The sequence below is a fragment of the Paucibacter soli genome, assembly GCF_037482845.1.
Lineage (GTDB): Bacteria > Pseudomonadota > Gammaproteobacteria > Burkholderiales > Burkholderiaceae_C > Paucibacter_B > Paucibacter_B soli.
On sequence record NZ_JBBHJW010000002.1, the window covers coordinates 492,469 to 511,055 of the forward strand.

Annotated in this window: 16 protein-coding genes; 6 read left to right on the forward strand and 10 right to left on the reverse strand. The window is 68.2% G+C overall.

Features of this window, described 5'->3' with window-relative positions; translation table 11 throughout:
* Positions 1–53: 53 nt before the first annotated feature.
* Positions 54–962 carry an AraC family transcriptional regulator gene (locus tag WG898_RS06980; protein WP_339602033.1) on the forward strand — a complete coding sequence of 303 codons (909 nt, stop codon included), beginning with the start codon at positions 54–56 and terminating at the stop codon, positions 960–962.
* A 4-nt stretch (positions 963–966) separates the two neighbouring features.
* Here WG898_RS06980 and WG898_RS06985 read toward each other — a convergent pair whose 3' ends face one another.
* Entirely contained in the window at positions 967–2,550 is a 1,584-nt protein-coding gene (locus WG898_RS06985) for a sensor histidine kinase (RefSeq protein ID WP_339602034.1), read from the reverse strand.
* A gap of 139 nt (positions 2,551–2,689) precedes the next feature.
* Positions 2,690–3,727, reverse strand: coding sequence for a GGDEF domain-containing protein (locus WG898_RS06990; RefSeq protein WP_339602035.1), 1,038 nt, complete (start codon positions 3,725–3,727; stop codon positions 2,690–2,692).
* 270 nt (positions 3,728–3,997) lie between these two features.
* On the opposite strand from WG898_RS06990, the gene WG898_RS06995 reads away from it, so the two are divergent.
* From WG898_RS06995 to WG898_RS07010, 4 genes are read left to right on the forward strand one after another with little or no spacing between them, the layout of a single operon-like run.
* Positions 3,998–5,212: an NAD(P)H-dependent flavin oxidoreductase gene (locus tag WG898_RS06995; protein WP_444718918.1), complete on the forward strand. Its 1,215-nt coding sequence runs from the start codon at positions 3,998–4,000 to the stop codon at positions 5,210–5,212.
* Positions 5,213–5,264: 52 nt separating this feature from the next.
* Positions 5,265–6,155, forward strand: coding sequence for a DMT family transporter (locus WG898_RS07000; RefSeq protein WP_339602036.1), 891 nt, complete (start codon positions 5,265–5,267; stop codon positions 6,153–6,155).
* Positions 6,156–6,159: 4 nt separating this feature from the next.
* A complete protein-coding gene (locus WG898_RS07005) occupies positions 6,160–6,948 on the forward strand; it encodes an SDR family oxidoreductase (protein WP_339602037.1) in 789 nt (262 codons plus the stop codon).
* Between the two features lie 56 nt (positions 6,949–7,004).
* Positions 7,005–7,979 (forward strand): CsgG/HfaB family protein, encoded by a 975-nt coding sequence (locus tag WG898_RS07010; RefSeq protein WP_339602038.1) that lies wholly within the window; start codon positions 7,005–7,007, stop codon positions 7,977–7,979.
* Here the strand turns inward: WG898_RS07010 and WG898_RS07015 are convergent.
* Entirely contained in the window at positions 7,936–8,868 is a 933-nt protein-coding gene (locus WG898_RS07015; protein ID WP_339602258.1) for a DMT family transporter, read from the reverse strand. The genes WG898_RS07010 and WG898_RS07015 overlap by 44 nt on opposite strands.
* A 75-nt stretch (positions 8,869–8,943) precedes the next feature.
* On the opposite strand from WG898_RS07015, the gene WG898_RS07020 reads away from it, so the two are divergent.
* Positions 8,944–9,930, forward strand: coding sequence for a quinone oxidoreductase family protein (locus WG898_RS07020; protein ID WP_339602039.1), 987 nt, complete (start codon positions 8,944–8,946; stop codon positions 9,928–9,930).
* Here WG898_RS07020 and WG898_RS07025 read toward each other — a convergent pair.
* From WG898_RS07025 to lspA, 7 genes are read right to left on the reverse strand one after another with little or no spacing between them, the layout of a single operon-like run.
* A complete protein-coding gene (locus WG898_RS07025) occupies positions 9,910–11,427 on the reverse strand; it encodes a hybrid sensor histidine kinase/response regulator (protein ID WP_339602040.1) in 1,518 nt (505 codons plus the stop codon). The genes WG898_RS07020 and WG898_RS07025 overlap by 21 nt on opposite strands.
* Before the next feature lie 59 nt (positions 11,428–11,486).
* Entirely contained in the window at positions 11,487–12,182 is a 696-nt protein-coding gene (locus WG898_RS07030; protein WP_339602041.1) for a response regulator, read from the reverse strand.
* Positions 12,179–14,554 carry an ATP-binding protein gene (locus WG898_RS07035; protein WP_339602042.1) on the reverse strand — a complete coding sequence of 792 codons (2,376 nt, stop codon included), beginning with the start codon at positions 14,552–14,554 and terminating at the stop codon, positions 12,179–12,181. Before WG898_RS07035 ends, WG898_RS07030 begins: the two co-directional genes overlap by 4 nt.
* A 5-nt stretch (positions 14,555–14,559) precedes the next feature.
* Entirely contained in the window at positions 14,560–15,114 is a 555-nt protein-coding gene (locus tag WG898_RS07040) for a YfiR family protein (protein WP_339602043.1), read from the reverse strand.
* Positions 15,111–17,162, reverse strand: a complete 2,052-nt coding sequence (locus WG898_RS07045) for a TonB-dependent receptor plug domain-containing protein (RefSeq protein WP_339602044.1) — start codon at positions 17,160–17,162, stop codon at positions 15,111–15,113. Before WG898_RS07045 ends, WG898_RS07040 begins: the two co-directional genes overlap by 4 nt.
* Before the next feature lie 55 nt (positions 17,163–17,217).
* Complete coding sequence (locus tag WG898_RS07050; protein WP_339602045.1) at positions 17,218–18,000, reverse strand: DUF2189 domain-containing protein; 783 nt, start codon at positions 17,998–18,000, stop codon at positions 17,218–17,220.
* A 59-nt stretch (positions 18,001–18,059) separates the two neighbouring features.
* On the reverse strand, positions 18,060–18,560 hold the full coding sequence (gene lspA / locus WG898_RS07055; RefSeq protein ID WP_339602046.1) for a signal peptidase II: 501 nt from the start codon (positions 18,558–18,560) through the stop codon (positions 18,060–18,062).
* Between the last annotated feature and the right edge of the window lie 27 nt (positions 18,561–18,587).

Sequence of the window (18,587 nt, forward strand, 5' to 3'; positions counted from 1 at the left end):
GGCTTGTCTTGAAGCTTTGCGACACCCCGGTTCTTTCTATACTGCCGCCCATCATGCATGCCCCAGCCTCGCCCACCCGCCGTCGCGAGCACGCCCAGCTGCTGCTGCCGCGTCTGTCGCTGAGCCATTGCGTGCAGGCCCTCTTGCTGCGCGACACGCGCGGGCTGCAGCTGGACGATCAGCAGCGCCGCAGCTACTTCCCCTGCACGCCGATGTGTAGCATCACCTGGATTTTTGAGGGCCAGGTCGAGCTGTTCGAACAGCCGCCGGGCGGCCGGGAGGAGGGGCCGCGCCGGCCCATGCCGTCGGAGGTGGTGTTCGCCGGCCCGTGGACGCGGCCAGTGGCGAGCTGGAGCGCCGGCCCGGTGCATCTGATGAAGCTGATGCTGCGCCCCGACGCGCTGGAGGCGCTCACCGGCATCGCGCCGGCCGCCTGGGTCAATCGCGTGGCGCCGGCGCGCGAGGTGCTGGATGTGCCCTGGTGGCAGCTCTGCCGCGAGGTGCACGAGGCCGGCGACGACGCCGCACGGATCGACCTGCTGGAGCGTCGGCTGGACGGCTGGTGGCAGCGTGCGCGGCCCGCAGTGTCGGCCGGCGTGCATCGCATCGAGGACTGGAGCCAGGGCCTGGCATTGCGCGCCGCCACCTCGGCGCTGGGCCGCAGCGTGCGCCAGATCGAGCGGCGCATCAAGCAGTGGACCGGACAGCCGCTGCGCGAGTTGCGCGGCATGGGCAGGTCGGAGCGCGCCTTCTTCGAAGCGGTGTTGGCCACCCAGCGCGATGACTGGAGCTGGGCCGATGTGGCCGAGCAGGCCGGCTATGCGGATCAGTCGCATCTATGCCGCCAGACCCGGCGCGTGACCGGTTTCTCGCCCGAGGAATTGCGCCGTCGCATGGACGACGAGAGCTTCTGGGCCTATCGCGTCTGGGGCATGGCGGCGCTGCAGCCGCCCTGGAGCTAGCAGGCTACAGGATCGCGTTGTCGGTATCGCCGCTGCGCTCGGGGGCCACCAGGGGTATGCGCATCAGCATGGTGGCGCCCTGGCCGAGGTTGGAGATCACCTCGATCGAGCCGCCCAGCACATTGGTGACGATGTTGTGCACGATGTGCATGCCCAGGCCCGAGCCGCCCTTGCCGAGCTTGGTGGTGAAGAAGGGGTCGAAGATGCGGCGCGCCACCGAGGCATCCATGCCACGGCCGTTGTCGCTCACCACCAGCTCGACCTGGTCGGTGCCTTCGATGCGCTGGCAGCGCACCCGCACCTGGCCCGCGTCGCGACCCTCGAAGCCATGCACCAGCGCATTCATCAGCAGATTGGTCAGCACCTGGCCGAGCGCACCGGGGTAGCTGCTCATCGCGATGCCGCTTTCCAGGTCGGTGACGATCTGGAAGGGTGTGTGCTTGAAGCTGGGCTCGACCATCACGATCACGTCCTCCACCACCTGGGCAAGGTCGAACTCGCGGCGCGAATCGGTGGTCTGGTCGATCGCCACCTGCTTGAAGTCGCGCACCAGGTCGGCGGCCTTCTGCACATTGCGCTGCAGGATGTCCTGGCCGCGCCGCGTGTCCTTCACCAGATCTTCCAGCAGGCTGCGGCGCATCGGTGTGTTGTCGCTGAGCATCTGGTCCAGCCTGGCCCAACGGTCTTCCAGCGCCGAGACCACCGTCATCGCATTGCCCAGCGGCGTATTCAGCTCATGCGCCACGCCCGCCACCAGCCGGCCCAGCGAGGCCAGTTTCTCGGACTCCACCAGCTCGCGCTGTGCGGTCTTGAGGTTGCCCAGGGCCTGGGTCAGCTCGCTATTGGCCTGGGTCAGCTCGGCGGTGCGCTGCGCCACCTGGTCTTCCAGGGTGTTGGCATGGCCACGCAGCTCCTCGAAGGCCTTCAAGAGCGCCTGGCGCATGCGCTCCATGGCCTTGCCGACGCGCGCGATCTCGTCCTCGCCACCCAGCTCCAGCGGCTTCTCCAGATGGCCGGCGGCCAATTCGTCGGCGGTTCGGCTGAGCCGGTCCATCGGATGCAGCACACGGCGCTGGATCAGGATCATGATGAGGCCCAGCGAAAGCGTCAGCGTCAGGCCGCTGCGCAAGAGCGTGCGCAGCATGTCCTCGCGCTTGCGCTCCAGCAGCGGTTCGGCGCTCATCACCACCGTCAGCTTGGCGATCTCCCGACCGTCGCGCACCACGGCGCGGGTGTCGGACAGCGTCAGTGCGGGGTCGCTGACCACGCGTTTTTCCTTGGGCAGCTCCAGAAAGGCCTGCTGGGCCGAGCTCTCCGTCACCAGCACCGAGACAAAGCGCGGGTCGTCGAGCTGGGCGTTCACCATTGGTTCGGCCAGGTCGGGCGAGACTTGCCAGATCGGTTCGGCCAGCGAGAGCGCCAGCACCTCGGAGGCGCGTGCGAGGTCGCGCTTGAGGTCCTCCATGGCGGTGTCGCGCGTGAGCTGCTGCTCGTAGACCAGCACCACGGCGGTGGGCAGCAACAGGCCCACCAGCAGGGCCATCACCACCGCAAGGCGCAGGGACTGATTGATCAGCGGCAGATTCATGGGCACTTGCAGGCCTTTGCTTGAATGTCGTCTCCCAGGCTCCGGCCGCTTGGCAGCAGGCGGGATGTGGCGCGATTATCCACACAAAACCAGGGGCCCAAGCGCCCGGGTGCCGGGTCTTGCCCCGCATGCAACACGCTTAGGCGGACAGCGATTCCTGTGCCGACAGCACCGTGACGCGGTTGCGGCCGCCGCGCTTGGAAGCCTGCAGCGCCAGGTCGGCGCGCGCCAGAAAGGCGCTCGGCGCCTCGCCCTGGCCCAGCTGGGTCACGCCCAGCGAGAGCGTCACGCGTGCTGGACCCTGGCTGTCGGTGGCGATGCCGGTGCCGGCCATGCCCTCGCGCAGCTGCTCGGCCAGCATCAGCGCCTCGTGCAGGCCGGCCTCGGGCATCAGCAGGGCAAACTCCTCGCCGCCCACGCGCGCCACCAGATGATGGCTCTGCGCGCAGCGCTGCAGCACGCGCGCCACGCTGCGCAGCACCTGATCGCCGAAGTCCAGGCCGTAGCGTTCGTTGAGCTGGCGAAAGCCATCGATGTCGCTGAGCAGCAGGCAGGGCGCCACCGGGCTGCCGGCATGCTCACTCTGCGCGCATTCATTCAGGCGCTGCTCGAAGGCGCGGCGATTGGCCAGGCCGGTGAGGGCGTCCAGCAGCACCTCGCCGCGCGTGCGCTCGACCTCGTGGCGCAGGTGTTCGATCTCCGACTGGCTGGCATGCAGGCGCGCGCGCAGCGCCTTCATGGTGGACTGCATGTCCTGGGTGCCGGCCATCAGCTCGGCCAGCACCTGGGTGTGCTGGCCCGGCGCGGCGCTGCGCAGCTGTTCGTTCCAGCGCCCCAGCGAGCGACCGAAGGCCTGGGTCTGGTCTTCGGCGAGTTCGGCGCTGTGGGCGATCTGGCCCAGCACATTGCCCAGGCCCTCGCTCAGTCGGGTGGCGCTCTCGGTATCGAGCTCGGCGATATGGCTGCGGTAGAGCTCCCAGGTCTGCGTCTCGTCGAGCGGGCGATTGCCCTGGGTCAGTTCCTGCAGGGCCTGGGCCAGCGCCGGGTTGCTGCCGCTGACGAATTCGTACCACACGGCGTAGCTGACCGGATGGAGGGCGGCGCGCTGGCGCGACATCATGGGCAAGGCGGTGCGCAAGTACTCGGCGCTGCGTGCGATGCTGTCTTGATACCTCATGCTCTGATTCCTGCTTCCCCGACTATGCAAATGCGCCATGGCCCTGCATAGAGGCAGCCGGCTGGCTGCCGTGGCGGCTCCCTTGTGCGCACATTCATTCTTCAATCCGCCTCGTGCGGGCGGTGCTGGGGCCTGTATCGGAAGCCTCGGGCCGCACTTGAGGCGGCCGAGTTGCAAAAGATGAAACCGAGCCTGATATGCGTCAATACGTCACGGATCACGGCCCCTCAGCATCGCGTTCCTGCCCCTTTTCGCAGATGCGAGCGCGCCATGAATCTTCCCTTCGTTGCCCCCGAGCTGGGCGCCTTGTTTGAACGCAGCGGGCTCAAGCCGCTGATGCTGCGCGGCCGCGCCTTGCTGCCCATCGTGCAGGGCGGCATGGGGGTGGGCGTGAGCGCGCAGCGCCTGGCCGGCGCGGTGGCGGCCGAGGGCGGCATGGGCACGCTGAGCTCGGTGGACCTGCGCCGCCACCATCCCGACCTGATGGCCCGCACCGAGGGCCACCATGCCGGCGAGGAGGCCAAGCGCGTCATCAACGCGGCGAATCTGGAGGCCCTGGGCCGCGAGATCGCCGGTGCGCGCGCGCGCTCGGCCGGCCGCGGCCTGGTGGCGCTGAACGTGATGAGGGCGGTGAGCGAATACGCCGCCTCGGTGCGCAAGGCGCTGGAGGCCGGCATCGACGCGGTGGTGGTGGGTGCGGGCCTGCCGCTGGACCTGCCCGAGCTGGCCCAGGACCATCCCGACACCTTGCTGATGCCCATCCTCAGCGATGCACGCGGCGTGCAGCTGATCGTCAAGAAGTGGGAGCGCAAGAAGCGCCTGCCCGATGCCATCGTGATCGAACACCCGCGCCTGGCCGGCGGTCATCTGGGCGCGGCGCGCATCAGCGATCTGCAGGACGGGCGCTTCGACTTCGAACGCGCCATCCCCGAATGCCTGGAGTTCTTCGAGCGTGCCGGCCTGGCCGGGCGGATTCCGCTCATCGCCGCCGGCGGCGTGCGCAGCTTCGAGGACATTGCGCGCCTGCAGGCGCTGGGCGCGGCCGGCGTGCAGCTGGGCACGCCGTTTGCGGTCACCGAGGAGGCCGACGCCCACCCCGACTTCAAGCGCGTGCTGGCCGAGGCGCGCGACGAGGACCTGCTGGAGTTCACCAGCGTGGCCGGCCTGCCGGCGCGCGCCGTGGGCACGCCTTGGCTGAAGGCCTATCTGAAGATCGAGCAGAAGCTGCAGGCGGTGGCGCATGTGAAGAGCCGCTGCACCAAGGCGTTTGACTGCCTGGCGCAATGCGGCCTGCGCGACGGGCTGAAGGACTGGGGCCAGTTCTGCATCGACAACCAGCTCGCCGCCGCGCTGCGCGGCGACCTCAAGAAGGGTCTGTTCTTCCGCGGTGCCGGCAGTCTGCCTTTCGGTGAGCAGATCCGCAGCGTACGCGAGCTGATGGAGAAGCTGCTCACCGCCGCCGCGCCGCTGCCGCAGACAAGCTGAGCTTGCTGCTTGGCGAAGCGCGGGCTGCGCGAACGCTTCCTAGAATGGCCGGATGACATCCAAACCCGCCCTGGGCCCCGGCCTCGCCCTGGCCTCGATGGGCGCGGTGGCCTTTTCGGGCAAGGCCATCATCGTCAAGCTGGCCTACCGTCACGGCGTGGATGCGGTCACCCTGATCATGCTGCGCATGCTGTTCGCGCTGCCGCTGTTCCTGGCGCTGGCCTGGTGGGCGGGGCGCGGCAAGCCGGCGCTGACGCGGCGCGACTGGCGTGTCATCCTGGGCCTGGGCTTCAGCGGCTACTACCTGGCGAGCTTTCTGGACTTTGCCGGCCTGGCCTATGTGAGCGCGAGTTTCGAGCGCCTCATTCTCTACCTCAACCCGACCCTGGTGCTGGGCCTGGGCTGGCTGATCTTCAAGCGCCGCGTCAGCGGCCGGCAGTTGCTGGCGCTGGGCCTGAGCTACTCGGGCGTGTTGCTGGTGTTCGGCCAGGAGCTGCAGCTGCAGGGCGGCCATGTCTGGCTGGGCGCGGCGCTGGTGTTCGGCAGCGCGCTCAGCTATGCGGTCTACCTGGTCTTCAGCGGTGAGGAGGTGCAACGCCTGGGTTCGCTGCGCCTTACCGGCCTGGCCACCACGGTGGCCTGCCTGCTATGCATCGCGCAATTTCTGCTGCTGCGCCCGCTGCAGGGGTTGCTGGAGGTGGCGCCGGCGGTGATCTGGCTGTCGCTGCTGAACGCCACCGCCTGCACCTTCGCGCCGGTGCTGATGGTGATGATGGCGATCGAGCGCCTGGGCGCCTCGCTGGCGGCGCAGACCGGCATGATCGGCCCGATGTCCACGATACTGATGGGCGTGGTGGTGCTGGGCGAGCCCTTCACGCCCTGGGTGGCGCTGGGTTCGGTCTTGGTGATTGCCGGCGTCTGGCTGCTGGCACGTTGGAGGTAAGGCAATGGATCTGGGATTGCAGGGCCGCTGGGCGCTGGTGTGCGCCTCCAGCAAGGGGCTGGGCCGCGCCTGCGCGCTGAGCCTGGCGGGCGAGGGCGTGAACGTGGTGATCACCGCGCGCGGCGACGCGGCGCTGCAGGCCACCGCCGCCGAGCTGCGCGCGCTGCACCCGGCCGTGCAGGTGCGCGCGGTGGCGGGCGACATCGCCACCGAGGCCGGCCGCGCCGCGGCGCTGGCGGCCTGCCCGCAGGTGGACATCCTCATCAACAACGCCGGCGGCCCGCCGCCCGGCGATTTCCGCGACTGGGACCGTGCCGCCTGGCTGGCCGCGCTGGACGCGAACATGCTTACGCCGATCGAGCTCATCAAGGCGACGGTGGATGCGATGGCCGAGCGCGGTTTCGGCCGCATCGTCAACATCACCTCGGGCGCGGTGAAAGCGCCGATCGATACCCTGGGCCTGTCGAACGGCGCACGCTCGGGCCTCACCGGCTTCGTGGCCGGCCTGGCGCGCCAGCCTCGGCTGGCGGGGCGCAACGTCACCATCAACAACCTGCTGCCGGGCGCCTTCGACACCGAGCGCCTGGGCAAGACCATGGCCGCGGCCGCCGCCAAGACCGGCCAGACCCTGGAGCAGGTGATGGCCCAGCGCGCCGCCGCGATTCCGGCGCAGCGCCTCGGCCAGGCGGCCGAGTTCGGCGCGCTCTGCGCCATGCTCTGCAGTGTGCAGGCCGGCTATCTGACCGGCCAGAACATCCTGCTCGACGGCGGCGCCTACCCCGGCACTTTTTGATCTGGCGGCATGCGCCTTTGGCACAATCGTTGGGCCATAACCAGGGAAAGTTTGCGATGAACAACAAGAACCATGTGCAGCAGCGCCTGCACCAACGTCAGGTGCTGGCCCTGCTCAGCGCCGCCTTGCTGGCGGCGCCGGCCTGGGCCGAGGAGCCCGGCTCGACGGTCGAGAAATGCCAGCGCAAGCTCGGCGTGATGGCGGTGGCCGAGCCGCAGCATGGCTGGAACTACCTCTCGCAATACGGGCTGGGATCGCCCGCCGCCTTGCTGCGCATGATGATCCAGCAATCGGGTTGCTTCGATGTCGTGGAGCGCGGCCAGGCGATGCAGAACATCCAGCAGGAGCGCGCGCTGGCCCAGGGCGGCGAGCTGCGCCAGGAATCCAATGTCGGCAAGGGCCAGATGCAGGCGGCCGATTTCGTCATGACCCCGAATGTGCAGATCGGCAGCTCGACCACCGGCGGGGTCGGCGGAGCGCTGTTCGGCAAGCTGGGCGTGCTGGGTGCGATCGCCGGCGGCCTCAAGTTCAAGGAGGCCTCCACCAGCCTGCTGGTGGCCGATGTGCGCTCAAGCATCCAGGTAGCCGCCGCCGAGGGCAAGGCCACCAAGACCGAATTCGGCGTCGGCGGCTGGGGTTTCGGCGGCGGCGCACTGGGGGCGCTGGGCGGCTATACCAGCACGCCCGAGGGCAAGATGGTGGCGGCCAGCTTTCTCGACAACTACAACAAGATCGTGCTGGTGGTGCGCGAGCAGCCGCAGCTCATCAAGAGCGGCAGCGCATCGGGCGATGCCAATGCCGCCGCCTCCACGCGCGCCGAGGCACCCCAGCAGCCCGGTCAGGTGCTGATGGCCAAGATCGCGAATGTGAAGCTCTATGCCGAGCCCTCGCGCGAGTCCAAGGTGGTGGCGACGCTGCAAAAGAGCGACGAGCTGATTGCTACCGGCGAGGTCAAGAACGGCTTCGTGCAGATCGACGCCGCCAACTTCAGCGGCTGGGTGCAGCGGACCTTGGTGGGCGGGGTGCGCTGACCACAATCCCGGCGGCGATCAGCACAAAGGCCAGGCCGTGGTACCACTGCGGCCATTCGCGCAGCAGCGCGGCCGACATCAGCGCGGCGAACACCGGCGTGAGGTTGTTGAAGAAGGCGGCCAGCGCTGGCCCGCCCTGCGCCACGCCCAGGCCCCAGCAGCGGTAGGCGATCAACGAGGGGCCCAGCGCCACATAGGCCAGCGTCAGCGCAAGACCTGACCCCCAGGCGATGGGCTGGCTGCCGAGCGCCTGTTCCACGCCCGCCATGCCGGCGGCGAAGGGCAGGCCGAACAGCAGCTGCGCCATCAGCATCTCGGCCCAGTTCCAGTCCGGCCGGGTGGCGCCCCGCAAATGTACGGGCGGGCGTGCCAGCAGCCAGCTGTAGATGGCCCAGCTGAAGATCGCCAGCAGCATCAGCAGATCGCCGGCGACGAACTGGATCTCGCCCAGGCTGGCGAGCCGGCCACGCGCGATCACCAGGGCCACGCCGGCCAGCGAGAGCAGGGCGCCCAGCAGCTGCCGGCGCGTCGGATGGACCTTGAAGCCCAGCGCGCCCACCGCCAGCATCCAGACCGGCAGGCTGGCCGCGATCAGGGTCACATTGAGTGCGCTGGAACTGTGCAGGGCCTGGTACTGCAGCGCGTTGTAGCAGCCCATGCCCAGCAGGCCGGTGAGGGCCAGATAGCGCCAGCGCGCGCGCACCTGCTCGAGCCTGGCGAACAGGCCGCGCGCCAGCGGCAGCAGCAGCACGAAGGCGAGCGCCCAGCGCATTGCATTTAGGCTCAGCGGCGGCACGCTGGTGGCCATCAGGCGTCCGACCACGGCGTTGCCGGCCCACAGCAGCGGCGGCAGCGTGAGCAGGAGTGCGAGGCGCGGCGTGAGCTGCATGGCGTGGGCGGGCACTGAAGGGCAAAGGCTGGCACGATAGCGGAATTCCCTTGGCCATATCAGCAGGAGTTCTCGATGAGCGATCTCGCGGTGCGCATACAACAGCCGGGTGGCCCGGAACAGCTGCAGCTGCTGCCGGTGCAGGTGGGCGAGCCCGGGCCGGGCGAGCTGCGCATCCGCCATGTGGCGGTGGGGCTCAACTACATCGACGTCTACCACCGCAACGGCGTCTACCCGCTGCCCATGCCCGCCGGCATCGGCATGGAGGCGGCGGGCTTTGTGGAGGCGGTGGGCGAGGGCGTTACCCACCTCAAGCCGGGCGACCGCGCCGCCTATGCCAGCCAGCCGCCCGGTGCCTATGCCACGGCGCGCGTGATGCCGGCGCGCTGCGTGGTGCGCTTGCCGGACGAGATCTCCTTCGAGACCGGCGCCGGCATGATGCTCAAGGGCCTGACCGCCCAGTACCTGCTGCGCCGTACGCTGCCGCAGGGCGGTCTGCAGGCGGGCGACTTCGTGCTCTTCCATGCGGCCGCCGGTGGCGTCGGCCTGATCGCCTGCCAATGGGCGCGCCTGCTGGGCCTGCGCCTGATCGGCACCGCTGGCAGCGAGGAAAAATGCCGGCTCGCGCTGGACGCCGGCGCCACCCATGTCATCAACTACCGGCGCGAGGATTTCGCGGAGCGGGTGCGCGAGATCACCGAGGGGCGCGGCGTCAAGGTGGTGTACGACTCGGTGGGCGCCGACACCTGGGCCGGCTCGCTCGACTGCCTGACTCCCTTCGGCCTGATGGTCAGCTTCGGCAATGCCTCGGGCGTGGTGCCGCCGGTGGCGCTGGGCACGCTGGCGGCCAAGGGCTCGCTCTACCTGACGCGGCCCACGCTGTTCACCCACCTGGCCACGCGCGAGCGCAGCCAGGCGATGGCCGACGAACTCTTCGAGGTGGTGCGGAGCGGCGCGGTGCGCATCCATGTCGACCAGCGCTACCCGCTGGCCGAGGTGGCGCGGGCGCACCGCGAGCTCGAGGCCCGCAGCACCACGGGCTCAGGCGTGCTGTTGGTCTGAATCTGCCGGCGCGGGCGCCGCGCTGATGGCGCGCGGCAGCCGCAGCTCGAAGCTGAAGCAGGAGCCGGTGCCGGGCTGGCTTTCGACGCTGACCGATCCGCCCATCAGATTGACCAGGCGCTGCACGATGGTCAGGCCCAGGCCGGTGCCACCGTAGCGGCGCGTGATGCTGCCGTCCGCCTGGGTGAAGGGCGCAAACACATGGGCGATCTGGTCGCGCGTCATGCCGATGCCGGTGTCGTGCACCGAGAAGCGCAGCGGCGCCGGCCCATCGATGGGTGAATTGGCGGGCGCATCGTCCTCGGCGATCAGCTGCACCTCGACGCGCACCTCGCCGCGCTCGGTGAACTTGAGCGCATTGCCCACCAGGTTCACCAGCACCTGGCGCAGGCGCAGCGCATCGCCGCGCAGATGCTGGGGCACGCCCGGCTGCACGCGCGCATGCAGCTGGATGCCCTTCTCATGCGCCTGCAGCAAGAGCGGGTGCAGGGACTCGCGCAGGCAGTCGTGCAGCGAGAACTCGGCGTCGTCGATATGCACGCGCCCGGCCTCGATCTTGGCCACGTCCAGCAGGTCGTTGATGATCACCATCAGGCCCTTGGCCGAGCCATGGGCCAGCTCGATGAATTTGCGCTGGCGCTCGCTCAGCTCGGTCTGCAGCACCAGCTCGGTGAGGCCCAGCACGCCGTTCATGGGCGTGCGGATCTCGTGGCTCATATTGGCCAGGAAGCTGCTCTTGGCCTGGCTGGCCGCCTCGGCGGCCTCGCGCGCGGCCTCCAGCGCGGCCTGGCTGGCCTTGAGGTCGGCGATGTCGCGCGCATTCAGCTGCATCACCAGATCGCCGGTCACCGGGTCGCGCATCGGCCGCGCATCCACGCCATGCCAGCGCCGGCCCGAGCTGGTGTTGAGCTCCAGATCGGCGGCAAAGGTCTGGCCGCGCTGCACCTGGGCGTAGATGCGCCTGGCCAGTTCGGGGTCCGGGAAGATGGCGGCAAAGTCGCTCACGCCGGCGGCCTTGGGCAGAGCGGCGAAGCAGATCGCCGCGGCCGGGTTGCGCATCAGGGCGCTGCCGTCGCGCAGGGAGAACATGGCGATGCGCACCGAGGTGTGCTGCAGCGCCTCGACGCCGCGCAGCATCGACTTGTCGCTGCCGGCGGGCAGCGAGTCGGCGGCGAACAGCATGACCTGGCGGCGGTCGGGGGTGCGGATGCCGCGCGAGGTCAGCATCACGGTGGTGGGCTGACCCTTGGGATAGAGCGTCCATTGCTCGCGCACGATCTTGCCCTGGGCATGGTCGGCGGCGGTCACGGCCAGGCGCTCGCGCACCGCGGCATTGGTGTCGGTATGGTCGCGCGAGAGGAATTCCTCGGCGCTCTCGGCGCGCCAAAAGCTCAGGGCGGCGGCGTTGGCCCACAGATTGCGCTGGCGCTCGAGGTCGTACACCCACATGGGGACGTCGAGCCAGTCGTAATGCGTCAAGCTGGAAAAATCGAGCATGGGGCGGGGGGAACGGATCTCATCAGCGCGCATTGTGGCCTGCGTCGGCGCGCCAACGCTCAGTCGATTGCGAACAACTGGTGATGGAGTTGCTGTTGCAGCTCGTCCAGGCTGTCCAGCATGTCGGCGCTGGCCGAGCCCTCGGCCGAGAACTTCTGCAGCAGGGCAGCCGCCCGCCACAGGCCCAGCGGCGCGCAGCCGGTCTGCAGCACCGCCATCTTCTCGCGTATCGGTCGCAGTGCCTCGCTGTTCGAGATGGCAGCGATTTCACCGATCAGCTGCGCCACTTGGCGCTGCATGGTGGTGAGGTAGGCGCGATAGCGGTCGGGTTCGAACTTGAGCCTGGCCATGGTGTCGGCGGGCCTTTCCATCACCTTGCTGCCCGACAGCGCCAGCGCCTTGCTGAGGCGTTCGCGCGCGTCCTTCTGGCTGAAGGGCTTGACGATGTAGCCGGTCACGCCGAACTGAATCGCTTCCTTGATGGTGTCGGCGTCGTTGGCCATCGAGATCAACACGAAAGGCATGTCCTGGCTGGCCGGGGTGGCGCGCACCTTCTTGAGCAGCTCGATACCCGACATGCCCGGCATGCGGATGTCGCAGCACACCAGCATCGGCGGCACGCCGGGGCCGCTGATCTGCTGCCAGGCTTCGTCGCCGCTGGCCACCTCGACGATGCGGTAGTTGCCGCAAGCGTTGATGACATCGACCAGCGCCATGCGCGAAATCATGTCGTCATCGACCACCAGAATCTTCATGCGCCGCTCCCTGCGTCTTTGTTCATCACGGTGTTGGCGAGTGCGAGCTGCAGCGCCTGCAAGTGCGTGTCGAACTCGGCCACCTCGCCGCGGTCGGCCATGCGTTCGAGCTGGTCGCTCAGCTGGTAGGCGCGGCCCTTGGGCTCAATATAGGCCAGACAGCCCTTGATGCCGTGCGCGACGATGGCGGCGCTGTTCCAGTCGGCCGCCGCGGCCGCGGCCGCGATCTCCTGCAGGCGCAGCGGCGCCTGCTCGCGGAAGGCCCGCAGCATTTGCGCCTGCACACTGCGCGCGCGCTGCTGCATGGCATCCTGGCTGGCACGCAGCGGTACGGGGGGCGGCGCCGCCACCGCGCCCACATCCAGGCTGGCTTGGGCGGCCCAGTTGTCGAGCGCGCCCAGCGCGTCGTCGGTGCGCGGCTTCATCGGCAGGCCGGCGCGCAGCCGCTGTTCGATGACGCGGCTCAGCACCTGGTGCAGGGCCAGTTCGTCGACGGGCTTGCTGAGGAAATCGTTCATGCCGCTGGCGAGGAACTTGGCGCGGTCCTGTTCGGAGGCATCGGCGGTAAGCGCGACGATGGGGATGTCGCGCTCCGCAAAAATCAGCTCACCCCAGTGGCCGGCACGGATATGGGCGGTGGCCTCCAGGCCATCCATCACCGGCATACGGCCGTCCATCAGGATCAGGTCGAAGCTCTGGCCTGTCAGCGCCTCCAGGGCCTGCTCGCCATTCTCGACCACGCTGACCTGGTGGCCCATGTCCTCCATCAACGCCTTGATGATGAGCTGGTTGGTGCTGGCATCCTCGGCCACCAGCGCATGCAGCCGGTAGGCATGCCGGCCCATCGCCAGGGCGCTGGTTTCGGCCGGGCGCTGTCCGGCCGGCAGCGGCAGCTCGAAGAAGAAGATGCTGCCCTGGTCGAGCACGCTGTGCAGGCCGATCTGGCCCCCCATCAGCTCGACCAGCTGCTTGCAGATCGACAGGCCCAGGCCGGTGCCGCCGAATTTGCGCGTGGTCGACATGTCGGCCTGCTCGAATTTCTGGAACATGCGGCGCTGGGCAGCTTCGCTGATGCCGATGCCGGTGTCCTGCACCGCGAAGTAGATGGGTGGCGGCGCATCGGGCAAGCGCTCGTCGGGCGGCAGATTGCGCACCGTGACGGTGACGCCGCCACGCTCGGTGAACTTGATGGCATTGCCCACCAGGTTGATGAGCACCTGGCGCAGCCGCGTGGGGTCGCCGCGCAGATAGGTCGGCACGGCGGCGTCGATCTGCCAGCTCAACGCGATGCCCTTCTCGGTGGCGCGCTCGTGCAGCAGCCGCATGGCATCGCCGAGCAGGGTCTGCAGCTCGAAGTCCACGCATTCGAGCGAGAGTTTGCCGGCCTCGATCTTGGAGACGTCCAGCAGGTCGTTCACCAGCTGCAGCAGCACGGAGGCGTTCTGGCTGGCCAGCTCGATGCGCTCGCGCACCGTGGCGTCCATCTGGCCGCGCAGGCTCAGCTTGAGCATGCCCAGCACGCCCGCCATCGGGGTGCGCAGCTCATGGCTCATCAGCGCCAGGAACTCGCTCTTCATATTGGAGGCCTGCTCGGCGGCGTCCTTGAGCGCGCGCAGACGTGCATTGTTCTCGGCCAACTGGGCGTCGCTCTTGATGATCTGGTCCAGCATGTTGTTGAACACCGTGCTGAGCGCCCCGACCTCGTCGTTGGCCACCACCTCGGCGCGCACCGTAAAGCGCTGGCCATGCGAAACGTCGTCCATCACTTGCTTGAGGCCCTTGATGGGGGCAAGCGCGCGATGCAGGAATTTGCGTGCCGCCAGCGCCGCCGCCACCCCCGACGCGCCCAGCGCAACGATCAGCGAGACGGCGAACTGCAGGATCGAGCGCCACATGCGCGTGAGGTCGATCTTCGCCACCACGCTGCCCAGCATGTCCTCCGACAGCCGTACCGGCGTGCTAATCAGCAGGGCGCTGGCAAAGAAGGGCGTGCTGTTGGCCTGTGCCAGCTCGGCCGCCGACAGCGCGGGCTGCGACGCGGCCAGGTGGCTGGCCAGGGTGGAGCCATCGTTGCGCAGGATGTAGGCGGCCTGCAGGCCCGGATAGATGCTGGCGGCCTGCAGGAACTCCTGTGCGGCCTTGGCATCGTCGAAGGCCAGCGGCGAGGTGGCTTGCACGGCCAGGGTGTTGAGCCAGGCCTGCCCGCCTGCGCTGAGCGCGGCACGCTGGGTGAGCAACTCCTTGGAGGTGATCAGCACCAACGCGATCAGCAGGGCGGCGCCCATGGTCGCCGCCAGAATGCTTTCCAGCCGGGTGACCAGGGAGCCCTGCTCGCTGCCCGGACGCTTAAAAAGGGAGGAGAGGCTGAACATGGGAACTAGCTCGCAGAACGCGCCAGTTGCAGCACCTTGGAAGACAGCGTGATGCCGGCCTTCTTGATGCGCTGGAGATTCACGTCGAACACCAGGCGCTGGCCGTCGAGCGAAAGCAGGATGGCGGCGCCGCTGGCCAGCGGCGAGTCTGCCACGGTCAGCACCGGCGCCTCACCCAGCACTTGCAAGATTGCGGCCATATTTGGCGCCTCGCGTTCGGTGACGAACAGCAGATGGCAGCGCCGCAGGCTGGCCAGGCTGCTGGCGCGCTGCACCGCCAGCTTGCGGCCATGCACACTCTTGCCCTCCAGTGCGTTCAGGGCGGCGCCGAAGTTGTCCGGCCCGAACACGCAGAGCTGCAGGGAGTCCTGTGTGCCATGGGCCTCCTGATTGGGCCACTCGGCGAACACCATGAAGTTGTACAGATAGGTGGCCTTCATCGCGTACTCGGGCACGGCCTGGGCGCCGGCCTGCTGCGCGCCGGCCTGCTGGCTGGTGGCCAAGCTCAGGGCCAGGGCCAGCGAGCCGGCCGTCAGCAGGCGCGCGCGGGCCGTTCTCATCGCCATGCGTCCCAGCTGAGTTGCACGAAGAAGTGGCGGCCGTCCATGGCCATGGTGTCGAGCACGGCGCCATGGCCGTCGCTGCGCACGGTGGAGGCCGGCACCTCGTAGCGCTGGTTCAATGCGTTCTTGATGCCGATCGACCAGTTCAGCCCATGCCAGCCCTGTGCCGAGCTCAGCGTCAGGTTGAGCAGGCTGGCGCCGGCCAGCGGTCGCCCCTCGCGCGTGACGATGCCATCGTCGTCGCGCAACTCCTGGGTGATGCGCCGACCCAGGTATTGCGCCTCCAGGCCCAGCCGGCAGGCGCGCTCCCACAGCGGCGCACTCAGGTTCAGCTTGGCCATGGCGCGCGGTGAGTTGACCAGTTGCTTGCCCTCGGGGTCGCGTGCGGCCTGCCAGGCCGCGCTGGCGCGCAGCTTGATGCCACCCTCCCAGAGTTGGTCGAGCTGGATCTCCAGCCCGCGCGTGCGGCTGCGGCCGTCGTGCTGCTCGCCGCCGGTGGCTGAGGCCAGATAGCGCTGGTCACCCAGGCGGTAGTCGTAGATCGAGCCGGTGAAACGCAGCGTCGGCGACCAGTCCTGCTCCAACACCAGTTCGGCCGCGCCGACCCGCTCGGGGCGGTAAAGGTCGGACTGCGTGGAGGCACTGATCTCGTTGGGGTTGGGCAGGCGAAAGGCGCGGCTGTAGGAGGCCTTCAGCGTGGTGTCGGGGCCGGCGATCAGGGTAAAGGCCAGGCGCGGGCTGAAGGCTGGCTTGCTGGCGTAGGTGATGCAGGGCGCCATCGAGCAGTCCACCGCATGGGGCTTGTCGTAACGCACGCCGAGATTGGCGGTGAGGGTCTTGCTGACGACGAACTCGTCGGTGGCGTAGAGGCTGTAGGTCTTGTTGGTATAGGGCAGGCGGTCGTACTCGATGCGCTCGACATAGTGATCGTCCAGGCCGACGCTGGCAATGCGCTGGCGGAAATCGTCGCGGATCTCGGCACCGAATACCAGGGTGTGGCCCTGGTAGCGGGTGAGCGCAAATTTCTGATCCAGGCCCCACCATTGGCCCAGGGTCTGGTTGCGGCGGAACTGCTCGTCCGGATCGACGGCGACGTACTGACGGAAGGTGCGGTCCTCGTAGCGGCCGAGGTACAGGCGCGATACCGACTTCAGATCGCGGCCGATATTGAAGTCGACCTTGGCGCTGACGCTGGTGGATTCGTCCACCAGGTAGTAGGGCAGGTTGAAGGCGTTCTGGCGCCTGGGCAGGGGCGAGGCCTTGGTGCGGCTCACATGGGCGGCCTGCAGGCTGAAGCCCTCGAATTCCAGCTTGGCGAACAGGCGCCGGTTCGATTCGAAATCCTGCCCGACGGCGCGGCCGCCATGCAGGCCGATGGCGTCGAAGTAGGGGAAGTAGTGCGTCTGCCCATCGCTGTGCAGGCCGGACGCGGAGAGCAGCAGGTCCACACCGTTCTCGAAACGGTGGCCCAGCGTCAGGCGGCTCTTGCGGCCACCGTAGCTGGACAGCTCGCCCGCGAGTTGGGCGGCGTCGAAGTCGGCACCGCGCTTGCTGATGATGTTGATGATGCCCAGCAGGGCGTTGTTGCCGTAGCTCACCGAGCCGGTGCCGGGCACGTACTCGACGCGCTCGATCAATTCCAGATCGAGCAGGCCGGAGTTGTCGATATAGGCCTGGTTGTAGATGTTGTCCTGGGTGGCTGTGCCGTCGATCAGCACCATGATGCGGCCGGTGTAGTCGCCTGGCGCGCCGAAACCGCGGCCGCCCAGATACTCGTAGCGGCGGTCGTAGGTGGTGTAGAGGCCGCGCATGCCGTTAACGACATCGGCCAACGTGCGGTAGCCGTAGGCGCGGATGTCGTCCGCCGTGACGATGGAGACGGCCGAGGGCGAGTCGCTCACCTGCTTGGCCAGCTTGGAGGCGGTGATGACCTCGGTCTGGGTGAGCTTCTCGAAGGGGATGGCCGTCAGATCAAGAGGCTCGGCGGCCGCCCGGGCAGGGCTGTGGCAGCACAGTGCGAGTAGGCAAGTAAAGGTCAATCTCATGGCAAGGCGCATTGTGGCCGAGCCGCGGTGGCCCCCAGCCCACGCGCGGCAGTTTTCAGTTGGCGACGGTGGCGCGGTAGGCATGCCAGCTGGCGTGGCCCAGCACCGGCCCCATCACCAGCAGGCCGGCAAACCAGGGCAGCATGGCCAGCACCACCAGCAGCGTGATAAGGGCGCCCCAGAGCAGCATCACGCCGGTCTGCGTCAGCACCAGGCGCATGCTGACCAGGCCGGCGGTGACCGCGTCCACCTGTTTGTCGAGAATCATCGGCACCGAAATCACACTGACCGCGTAGATCAGACCGGCGAACAGTGCGCCTACGCACAGATAGGCGACGATGAAGCCGAGGTTTTCGGGATCGATCAGCTTGGTGAGCGAGCCAGAGAGGTCGGGCATGCCATCAAAACTCACCGCGAAGATCACCAGCGAGGCACGCGCCCAGATCATCTCGAGAATCAGCAGCACGCCGCCAAAGATGGCCATCTGGCCGGTGCGCGTGTGCCAGGCGGCGAGCGAATCGACGAAGCCCGGTGCTTCGCCGCGTTCCAGCCTCATGCTGACCTGGTACAGCCCCATGCATAAGAAAGGACCCATCAACAGAAAGCCGGCCGACAGTGCCAGCGTGTATGCGGGCGCGTGCTCGTAGACCTTTAACAGTCCCCAGCCCATCGCCATGAAGCACAGCCCGTAGAACAGACCGATGGCGGGTTGACGGCAGAAGTCGCGCCAGCCCAGGCGCAACCAGTGCAGCGGCTGGCTCCACCGCAGGGTGTTCAGGCTGATGCTGAGCGCGGACGGTTCATCGGCAGGTTGATTGGGTTTGTCGTTGCTGGCCATTGGCTCTCCTCGACGGGAAGGCTATGCGCTGGCCCGGCTGAGGTGTAGCGGCATTTGCCCTAGCCGCCGCGACGCACGCGCCGCAATTCGTCCAGGATGAGCAAGACGGCGCCCACGGTGATGGCGCTGTCGGCGACGTTGAAGGACGGGAAATACCAGCCCGCCCAGTGCAGCTGGATGAAATCGACCACATAGCCGTGCATCAAGCGGTCGAGCACATTGCCGACGGCGCCGCCGAGGATCAGCGACAAGGCCCAGGCGAACAGCGCCTGCTGGCCGTGGCGGCGCAGCATCCAGACGATGAAGATGGTGGCCGCGGCGCCCAGGGCGACGAAGAACCAGCGCTGCCAACCGGCCGCACCGGCCAGGAAATTGAAGGCCGCGCCCGTGTTGTGAACCCTGACCAGATTGAAGAAGGCGGTCACATGGTGGCTGTCGTGCAGCTGGAAGCTGGCCAGTATCAGCACCTTGGTCAGCTGATCCAGGATGACGATCAGGGCGGCGATGGCGAGCCATTGCGACAGACGCGGTGAAGGACTACTGGAACGCTTGGACGACATGGCGGTGCGAGTGCTGTTGTTTGAGGC

Excerpts from the sequence above, each read along its gene's own strand:
- WG898_RS06980 (WP_339602033.1), top strand. The coding sequence starts at position 54 with ATGCATGCCCCAGCCTCGCCCACCCGCCGTCGCGAGCACGCCCAGCTG.
- WG898_RS06985 (WP_339602034.1), bottom strand. The coding sequence starts at position 2,550 with ATGAATCTGCCGCTGATCAATCAGTCCCTGCGCCTTGCGGTGGTGATG.
- WG898_RS06990 (WP_339602035.1), bottom strand. The coding sequence starts at position 3,727 with ATGAGGTATCAAGACAGCATCGCACGCAGCGCCGAGTACTTGCGCACC.
- WG898_RS06995 (WP_444718918.1), top strand. The coding sequence starts at position 3,998 with ATGAATCTTCCCTTCGTTGCCCCCGAGCTGGGCGCCTTGTTTGAACGC.
- WG898_RS07000 (WP_339602036.1), top strand. The coding sequence starts at position 5,265 with ATGACATCCAAACCCGCCCTGGGCCCCGGCCTCGCCCTGGCCTCGATG.
- WG898_RS07005 (WP_339602037.1), top strand. The coding sequence starts at position 6,160 with ATGGATCTGGGATTGCAGGGCCGCTGGGCGCTGGTGTGCGCCTCCAGC.
- WG898_RS07010 (WP_339602038.1), top strand. The coding sequence starts at position 7,005 with ATGAACAACAAGAACCATGTGCAGCAGCGCCTGCACCAACGTCAGGTG.
- WG898_RS07015 (WP_339602258.1), bottom strand. The coding sequence starts at position 8,868 with ATGCAGCTCACGCCGCGCCTCGCACTCCTGCTCACGCTGCCGCCGCTG.
- WG898_RS07020 (WP_339602039.1), top strand. The coding sequence starts at position 8,944 with ATGAGCGATCTCGCGGTGCGCATACAACAGCCGGGTGGCCCGGAACAG.
- WG898_RS07025 (WP_339602040.1), bottom strand. The coding sequence starts at position 11,427 with ATGCTCGATTTTTCCAGCTTGACGCATTACGACTGGCTCGACGTCCCC.
- WG898_RS07030 (WP_339602041.1), bottom strand. The coding sequence starts at position 12,182 with ATGAAGATTCTGGTGGTCGATGACGACATGATTTCGCGCATGGCGCTG.
- WG898_RS07035 (WP_339602042.1), bottom strand. The coding sequence starts at position 14,554 with ATGTTCAGCCTCTCCTCCCTTTTTAAGCGTCCGGGCAGCGAGCAGGGC.
- WG898_RS07040 (WP_339602043.1), bottom strand. The coding sequence starts at position 15,114 with ATGAGAACGGCCCGCGCGCGCCTGCTGACGGCCGGCTCGCTGGCCCTG.
- WG898_RS07045 (WP_339602044.1), bottom strand. The coding sequence starts at position 17,162 with ATGAGATTGACCTTTACTTGCCTACTCGCACTGTGCTGCCACAGCCCT.
- WG898_RS07050 (WP_339602045.1), bottom strand. The coding sequence starts at position 18,000 with ATGGCCAGCAACGACAAACCCAATCAACCTGCCGATGAACCGTCCGCG.
- lspA (WP_339602046.1), bottom strand. The coding sequence starts at position 18,560 with ATGTCGTCCAAGCGTTCCAGTAGTCCTTCACCGCGTCTGTCGCAATGG.